Genomic DNA, 6,728 nt, shown 5'->3' with positions numbered 1-6,728 from the left:
GATCACCCTCTCAGGTCGGCTACGCATCGTCGCCTTGGTGAGCCGTTACCTCACCAACTAGCTAATGCGCCGCGGGCCCATCTGTAAGTGATAGCAAGAAGCCATCTTTCAACCAGACTCCATGCGGAGTCCGGTATTACCCGGTATTAGCCCCGGTTTCCCGGGGTTATCCCAGTCTTACAGGCAGGTTGCCCACGTGTTACTCACCCGTCCGCCGCTCGATCCACAGGTGTCACCCCGAAGGGATCCACCTGCTTCACGCGCTCGACTTGCATGTATTAGGCACGCCGCCAGCGTTCGTCCTGAGCCAGGATCAAACTCTCCATAAAAGTAAAGTTTGACTTGCTCATTGTGCACTTTTTCGTGCGTTGTTTGATTTCCCCATATAATGAAGAAATCGAATTGACGTACTGGTTGGTTCGTTCAGTTTTCAAAGATCAAATGTTTGTCCGCCGCTCAAAATGGCGACTTAATCAATATATCATGCTGTTGTTTTTAAGTCAACAACTTTTTTCATGATTTTTTATTTGATTGGGTCGCTCTCTTGAAGCGACATTTAATAATGTACCATGCCGGGAAGTTTCATGCAACACTTTTTTTAAAGTTTTTTTAAACACTCTAACTTCACCTTAGTTGAAGAAGGATCCTTCTAGATTAAGTAGTAGAACGGCGAGACTCAGGCAAAAAAGAAAAAGGCGAGGAGCAGGCACTCCCTTTTTCTTGCCGCTAGGTGCCAGACCATTCCCTTTCCACGGACGAACGCCCAAGCCTCCTCGTGAAACCCACACTGCGGGGTCTCGGGTCGCCCGTTTTTAAGCAGGAGTGTCACGGTCTGGGCTCCTTCGCTCTAGCTATAACGGAACCAGCTCTTCAATCGTTACTATTTCCATTACATTTTTGTCGTTCTTCCCTTGAAAATCACCACCTAAACAACTTCTTATCAATAGGAAAACAAATAAGTGCGGTGAAAAAGGAAAGAAAATCAGGCTGTCGAGAGTTTCTCGACAGCCTGAAGGCGAGGAGCAACCCCTCGCCTTCATTAAAGTATCCATATATGAAGAGCTGTCAGTGACAGCAGCCCTGGAACACCCAATAAACCAGTTACAACCGTGGTAAACAAGTTGATTGGTATATGCAAGCCGATGCCTGCACCGAATACATTAGCGAAAAATAACAATAACACACCTATCAGCACTTTAACGCCAATAAAGCCTACCCACTTCATAGGTTTGATGGGGGCGCCAAGTATCAATATCAGTACGACTGCCAATACCAATCCACTGATCACTATCAACGGATCCATGCTAACTCCTCCTTTGCTTGTCCTTACTATATAAGCTATGAACTGCAAAAGAGTATTAGCACACTTCCATTAAGAAAGAGCACTTAATTGGCGGTGTCTTGCTTCTCTTAATAAATAAAAATACTTCGCTTCAGCCAGAGCGACATCGCGCAGACCTTCTTCTGTCGGCTCCACACTATGGTCGATGATATTTCTTAAATGGGTCCATTCCTGTTTCAGATAGTATATATCTGCCAGTAACTGTTGGTCCATTTCTTTTTTAATTTTTTTCCGTCTGAACATCCGCTTCTTCTCCTTATAGCTCTCGTCTTCCTTCCATTGCTTTGGAAAGGGTCACTTCGTCTGCATATTCTAAATCTCCGCCCATAGGAAGTCCGTGGGCAAGGCGGGTAATCCTGATTCCAGATGGTTTGACAAGTCTGGAAATGTACATAGCTGTTGCTTCCCCTTCGATGTTAGGGTTGGTCGCCAATATGAGTTCTTCCACCCCTTCATCTTTCAGTCTGTTCAACAGGCTCGGTACATTGATATCTTCCGGCCCAATTCCATCCATCGGTGAAATTGCACCATGCAGGACATGATACTTCCCGCTGAATTCCTTCATTTTTTCCATCGCAATGACATCTTTCGGATCCTGGACTACACATATGAGAGAATTATCTCTAGACTCATCCTGGCAAATGGAGCATGGATCCTGGTCGGTGATTTGCCCGCAGATACTGCAATGAGTCAGTTCCCGCTTGGCATTTACCAGGGATTTTGCAAAATCAAGGACGTCATCTTCCTCCATATTCAAAACGAAAAAAGCCAGTCGGACCGCCGTCTTCGGGCCGATCCCTGGCAATTTTGTAAAGCTATCGATCAGCTTGGATATCGGTTCTGGGTAATACATCAGAATTCCTCCTAGAACATTCCTCCAGGCAAGCCTTGAGTGAACTGTCCCATTGTATCGTTCGTTTTGTCGTCAACCTGTTTTAATACATCGTTGGTTGCAGCAAGGATGAGATCCTGCAGCATATCCACATCATCAGGATCAACGACTTCTTCATCGATTTCAATATCTGTAATTTCTTTTTTCCCGTTAGCAGTGATTTTAACCATTCCACCGCCGGCTGTCGCTTCAAATGTCATTTCATGAAGCTCTTCCTGAGCTTTCATCATTTTTTTCTGCATTTTCTGCATCTGCTTCATCATGTTATTCATATTTCCTCCACCACGCATGGTAATTCCTCCTTAAATTTAATCATGTATTTCTATTAAATCCTCACCGGCCAGCTTACGGGCTTCGGTGATCAACGGATCTTCTTCTTTACTTTCTTCCTCATCAGGTGATCCTTCACTTCTCTGCTTACGGATATATTCTTCCCGTAACTCCTGCCATTTCGCTTCAGGAATCGGGATGATGGATACCGTCGTCCCAATGAACTCAGCCAACAGGGGTTCGATCGTCTGCTGATGTTCAAGCGCCAGAGAACAATGAATTTCATATCTGAAGGCTAACACAAGCCCCTTTTCGGAAGCTGCTCTCGGTTTGCTGTTCAATAAAGTTGCATGGGCCGGAGCATTGTTCTGCTTTAAGGCATCCATGAAATTCGCCCACTGGGAATGGACTTTCTTCAGCTGGTCTTTGGAAGCTTCATTAAGAACAGTGCGAATTCGTTCGTATGGAACCTTGAACCCATTCCTGCCGCCGCGCTGTTGTGGCCGTTTCTGTTCCTGTGGCGCTGACTGGGCGTGTGCCTGCGGAGGATTTTGTTTGAGCTGTTTCAATTCGCGCTCCATTTCCTCCATTCTTCTGGCCAGTCGCTTAACGGCTTCTGCTTCCGCTGGTTCTTTACTATCGTTGTCTGCTAAATTAAGCATGGCAATCTCAATGAACACCTTCGGGCTGGTCGTCCATTTCATTTCCTGCTGACATTGATTAAGCTCTTTGATTGCCTGCTGAATCCATCCCGGCTCTAAACGCTCAACGAGTTCCTTAAATGTTTCATCCGGAATCGCGCGTTCCAGGCTGTCTTCCAGCCCAGGAGCACTTTTATATAGCAAAATGTCACGCAAGTAATAAATCAAGTCAAAAACGAAACGTCCTGGATCCTTCCCGTTCTGGATTAAATCGTCTACGTGCTGCAGTGCGCCTTTGACATCCTGATTATGCAGGGCATCGATTACTCCTGCAAGTTTCTGCTGGGATACAGACCCCGTTACTGCCAGCACATCATCGATGCTAACTTCGTCATCACTATAGGAGATTGCCTGGTCGAGAAGACTGAGTGCATCCCGCATCCCGCCTTCAGCCGTTAAGGCCACAACCTCCAGAGCTTCTCGGTTCACAGTGATTCCTTCGCTCGCAATGATCGTTTCCATCCGCTCCACCATGGCCTGCTGAGAAATGCGTTTAAAATCAAAGCGTTGACAGCGAGAGATGATCGTTAATGGAATCTTATGAGGTTCGGTGGTTGCCAGGATGAATATCACATGTTTTGGAGGCTCCTCCAGCGTTTTCAGAAGGGCATTGAATGCCCCGATGGATAACATATGTACTTCATCCACGATATATACTTTATATTGTACTGCGCTCGGAGCATATTTGACTTTATCCCGGATTTCCCGGATCTGTTCTACCCCATTGTTAGATGCCGCATCAATTTCAATAACGTCAGAAATGGAACCGTCCTGAATCCCGAGGCATGCCGGACACTCATTGCAGGGTTCCTTTACCGGAGAACGCTCACAGTTGACCGCTTTGGCGAAAATCTTTGCTGCACTTGTTTTCCCAGTGCCCCGCGGGCCTGAAAAAAGGTAGGCATGGGAAAATTTATCCTGCATGATCGCATTCTGCAGGGTCCGCGTAATATGCGTTTGTCCAACGACGTCAGCAAAATTGCGGGGGCGCCATACACGATATAATGCCTGATAACTCATAAGGTCGTTCTCCTTTACTCCATTGTCCAGCTGGTGCAGCCGCTTTTCAGTCGCGTCCACCCATGGTTTCTCCCCTATTATACCTGAATCCGATCGGAGATGAAAACCTTATCCCGTTTCAATTTTATTACTTAAAATACATGGTTCTTTAGTAAGTAGGAATTTTTATAATTTCTTAGACATGAAAAAAACTCACCTGGATACCAGGTGAGTTTCTCCTATGTAAGCCGTGCACCCACCGTCGATGGTGCAGCCCTAAGCGTTACTCAAGCTCATGGCTCGACCCAGGCACTCCCGCGGCACACGAGATGGTCAGCTTACTGCTGCTTCCTTCCGGACCTGACAGGGTTCGCTGGTTCCCGTTGCGCAGGACCTGGGTGTCAACACCACTAACTTGAGGCAGACCTTAAGGCCACACCACCTCGGGTGGGAATTCGGCCTCGCTATAGCGGATTGCGAGTACAGGGCACCGCTACCTCCCCGCTTAGCACGGCATATTACAGTATAACTATTTTTCGGTATAAAATCAATGATAAAATCATTGTGAATTTCTGGATTTCTTCTCCTGCCGTTTTCTTAGCCTTAGCTCCTGGAAAAACTCAGAGAGCAACCCTCCACAATCATCTTCCAGTATGCCGCCGACAACTTCCGATTTATGATTAAAGCGCTCGTCGTCAAGCAGATTCATCAATGTGCCCGTACAGCCTGCTTTCGGGTCAAAGGCACCGAACACCACACGAGGGATACGCGATTGCAAGATTGCTCCGGCGCACATGGGGCAAGGCTCTAATGTCACATATAATGTACAATCTTCCAGCCTCCAGCTTCCGACTGCCTGGTTTGCCTGTTCGATGGCAATGAACTCTGCGTGGGAGGATGCGAGCTGGCTCGTTTCTCTGAGGTTATAGCCAGAAGCAATTGCCTTTCCATCTTTAACAATTACTGCTCCGATTGGAACTTCCCCCACCGCCTTTGCTTTGTAAGCTTCTTCGATAGCAATCTTCATCCACTTTTCATCTTCATGCATAGGAATCACACATTTCTTCATTATGATAACTTTCAGTTACAACTTCTTTTAGTATCGCTAATTTACTATGCAGGTGCAAGTATCAATTATTCTGCCCAATCAAATCATAATCGTTCCTATCCTGTTCATAAACTGATAAAGGACTAATTCAGGAAAGGAGTGGCATGATGCAGATTCATGTTGTACAAAGTGGAGAGAGTCTATTTGCGATCGCTAATTTATATAATTCAACTCCCCAGGCGATTATTGATGCCAATGAGTTGGAAGCACCCGGTCAGCTTGTCGTCGGTCAGGCACTGGTCATTCCAATCGTCGGTCAGTTCTATTTTGTCCAGCCGGGCGACAGTTTATATTCCATTGCCCAGCGTTTCAATACAACAGCCGAACAGCTTGCGGAAATCAACGGGATTTCTACCGATACTATATTGCAGGTCGGGCTCCGGTTATACATTCCCCCACAGCCAAAAACAACAGCTACTTTCAATGCCTATATTGAGCCGACAGGAGGCGAAGTTTCCCCAACGCTGGAGGGCGCAGCCAGGATGCGAAGTCCTCTTCTGACTTACCTGGCACCATTCAGCTACCGGGTTCAGGAAGATGGAAGTCTGGAAGCACCACCGCTTAATAACTTCAGGCAAATTGCTGAAGAAAATAATACGGCCCTGATGCTCGTTGTAACTAACCTTACTGATGAAGGGTTCAGCGCAGAGTTAGGCAGGACGATTTTAACAAATGAAAACGTCCAGAATACACTGCTTGATAATATTGTGACAACTGCACGGGAAGGCGGTTACAGGGACGTCCATTTTGACTTTGAATTTTTGCCTCCTGAGAACCGTGAGGACTACAATAACTTTTTAAGAAAAGCCAAACAACGTCTCAGCCAGGAAGGTTTTCTCCTTTCCACTGCCCTTGCCCCAAAAACAAGTGCAGAGCAAGAGGGGGCATGGTATGAAGCACATGACTATGCTGCCCATGGGGAAATTGTCGATTTTGTCGTTTTGATGACGTACGAATGGGGATACAGCGGGGGACCTCCCATGGCCGTGTCACCAATTGGTCCAGTGCGTGAAGTAGTCGAGTATGCCCTTACCGAGATGCCGGCAGAAAAGATCTTGCTAGGGCAGAACCTTTATGGTTATGACTGGACACTTCCTTTTGTTGAAGGCGGGGAGTTTGCAGAAGCCCTCAGCCCCCAGCAGGCGATTCAGCGAGCCCGGGAAAACAACGTCGCTATTCAGTACGACCAGGAAGCCCAGGCACCATTCTACTTTTACCAGGATAACGAAGGGAACCGCCATGAGGTATGGTTCGAGGATGCCAGATCCATTCAGGCGAAATTCGACCTCGTGAAAGAACTGGGATTGAAAGGTGTCAGCTATTGGAAACTGGGGCTATCCTTCCCGCAAAACTGGGTGTTGTTAAATGAGCAGTTCAATGTCGAAAAATTGGAATGACATAAGGAAAGCGGCCCAA

At 46.8% G+C, this 6,728-nt stretch carries 7 protein-coding genes, 1 rRNA gene and 1 other RNA gene; 1 reads left to right on the top strand and 8 read right to left on the bottom strand.

The window, feature by feature from the left end; genetic code table 11:
• From JOC33_RS05725 to tadA, 8 genes are all read right to left on the bottom strand, one after another.
• A 16S ribosomal RNA gene (locus JOC33_RS05725) occupies nt 1-329 on the bottom strand; the annotation flags it as partial.
• A 710-nt stretch (nt 330-1,039) separates the two neighbouring features.
• On the bottom strand, nt 1,040-1,303 hold the full coding sequence (locus JOC33_RS05720; RefSeq protein ID WP_205091482.1) for a pro-sigmaK processing inhibitor BofA family protein: 264 nt from the start codon (nt 1,301-1,303) through the stop codon (nt 1,040-1,042).
• A gap of 69 nt (nt 1,304-1,372) precedes the next feature.
• Nucleotides 1,373-1,585, bottom strand: a complete 213-nt coding sequence (locus tag JOC33_RS05715; RefSeq protein ID WP_205091481.1) for a YaaL family protein — start codon at nt 1,583-1,585, stop codon at nt 1,373-1,375.
• A 13-nt stretch (nt 1,586-1,598) separates the two neighbouring features.
• On the bottom strand, nt 1,599-2,195 hold the full coding sequence (recR, locus tag JOC33_RS05710) for a recombination mediator RecR (RefSeq protein WP_205091480.1): 597 nt from the start codon (nt 2,193-2,195) through the stop codon (nt 1,599-1,601).
• 11 nt (nt 2,196-2,206) lie between these two features.
• Nucleotides 2,207-2,524 (bottom strand): YbaB/EbfC family nucleoid-associated protein, encoded by a 318-nt coding sequence (locus JOC33_RS05705; protein ID WP_205091479.1) that lies wholly within the window; start codon nt 2,522-2,524, stop codon nt 2,207-2,209.
• An 18-nt stretch (nt 2,525-2,542) separates the two neighbouring features.
• Nucleotides 2,543-4,225, bottom strand: coding sequence for a DNA polymerase III subunit gamma/tau (dnaX, locus tag JOC33_RS05700; protein WP_205091560.1), 1,683 nt, complete (start codon nt 4,223-4,225; stop codon nt 2,543-2,545).
• 227 nt (nt 4,226-4,452) lie between these two features.
• Nucleotides 4,453-4,718: signal recognition particle sRNA large type (gene ffs, locus JOC33_RS05695), an RNA gene on the bottom strand.
• Between the two features lie 45 nt (nt 4,719-4,763).
• Entirely contained in the window at nt 4,764-5,252 is a 489-nt protein-coding gene (gene tadA, locus JOC33_RS05690; RefSeq protein ID WP_205091478.1) for a tRNA adenosine(34) deaminase TadA, read from the bottom strand.
• A 167-nt stretch (nt 5,253-5,419) separates the two neighbouring features.
• On the opposite strand from tadA, the gene JOC33_RS05685 reads away from it, so the two are divergent.
• Nucleotides 5,420-6,709, top strand: a complete 1,290-nt coding sequence (locus JOC33_RS05685) for a glycoside hydrolase family 18 protein (protein WP_205091559.1) — start codon at nt 5,420-5,422, stop codon at nt 6,707-6,709.
• Nucleotides 6,710-6,728: the final 19 nt, after the last annotated feature.

It is taken from the genome of Thalassobacillus pellis, from assembly GCF_016908295.1.
GTDB classification, from domain to species: domain Bacteria; phylum Bacillota; class Bacilli; order Bacillales; family Halobacillaceae; genus Thalassobacillus; species Thalassobacillus pellis.
This window is presented reverse-complemented; position numbering and strand designations above follow the sequence as displayed.

What these genes read in the sequence shown, in the direction of transcription:
- JOC33_RS05720 (WP_205091482.1), bottom strand. Translation starts at nt 1,303, where the DNA reads ATGGATCCGTTGATAGTGATCAGTGGATTGGTATTGGCAGTCGTACTG.
- JOC33_RS05715 (WP_205091481.1), bottom strand. Translation starts at nt 1,585, where the DNA reads ATGTTCAGACGGAAAAAAATTAAAAAAGAAATGGACCAACAGTTACTG.
- recR (WP_205091480.1), bottom strand. Translation starts at nt 2,195, where the DNA reads ATGTATTACCCAGAACCGATATCCAAGCTGATCGATAGCTTTACAAAA.
- JOC33_RS05705 (WP_205091479.1), bottom strand. Translation starts at nt 2,524, where the DNA reads ATGCGTGGTGGAGGAAATATGAATAACATGATGAAGCAGATGCAGAAA.
- dnaX (WP_205091560.1), bottom strand. Translation starts at nt 4,225, where the DNA reads ATGAGTTATCAGGCATTATATCGTGTATGGCGCCCCCGCAATTTTGCT.
- tadA (WP_205091478.1), bottom strand. Translation starts at nt 5,252, where the DNA reads ATGCATGAAGATGAAAAGTGGATGAAGATTGCTATCGAAGAAGCTTAC.
- JOC33_RS05685 (WP_205091559.1), top strand. Translation starts at nt 5,420, where the DNA reads ATGCAGATTCATGTTGTACAAAGTGGAGAGAGTCTATTTGCGATCGCT.